General features: G+C 39.6%; 1 protein-coding gene. It reads left to right on the forward strand.

The annotated features are described in order from the left end of the window. A partial coding sequence (locus Q7C21_RS22340) for a hypothetical protein (protein ID WP_375151135.1) occupies positions 1-449 on the forward strand: 449 nt, incomplete at its 5' end. Between the last annotated feature and the right edge of the window lie 232 nt (positions 450-681).

A 681-nucleotide genomic window follows, 5' to 3' on the forward strand; every position in this document is an offset into this window, starting at 1 on the left:
GTGTTGATGATTGGGGCATCGTTATTTTGCAACAGTTACGCCGACTCGCTACTGAGGTTGGATTGGATGTAAAGTTTCTAATTCCTGAACCTGATAGTGAATCGTTAGCGTTTGATGTGTTTGATGATGGTTTCCATATTGTTGGTTTAGCTCACGGGCATCAGGTTTCCCGACCAGATAACATGGTGAATTGGTTGGCGAAGCAGTCTTTTGGTTTGCAACCTTTGGCTGGTTTCAGTATTTTCTTGTCTGGGCATTTCCATCACACTCGCATTGAGGAGATTGGTGCGGCCCATAATGGGGGTTCGCGTTGGTGGATTCAGGGTGGAACTATGGATAACGGGTCTGACTGGTTTAGGTTGAATTCGGGTATTGATTCGCAGACGGGTATTAATGGGTTTGTGTTGGAAAAGGGAAAAATTTTTCGTGGAGTTGTTGAAAAGTTTTGACTTTTGCTAGGTTTTGTGGCAGTATTTAGTTACTGCCTATGCGTTATTTCTACTACTTAGTTGGATGTCACCGAGCGTATAGGTTTTGAACTGACCTGGCGGTTTTTTTTAGGGTTAGTTTAATGAAAAATTCAAAAATAAATGAATAAATGACAGACTAAAATTAAGAATTCGAAAACATCCAACAAAATATAAAAAAAAATAGCCCCAACAAAGAAGAATAAAAAAAAAC

It is taken from the genome of Pantoea sp. ANP04 (assembly GCF_041982285.1).
In the GTDB taxonomy this organism is placed as follows: domain Bacteria; phylum Pseudomonadota; class Gammaproteobacteria; order Enterobacterales; family Enterobacteriaceae; genus Pantoea; species Pantoea eucalypti.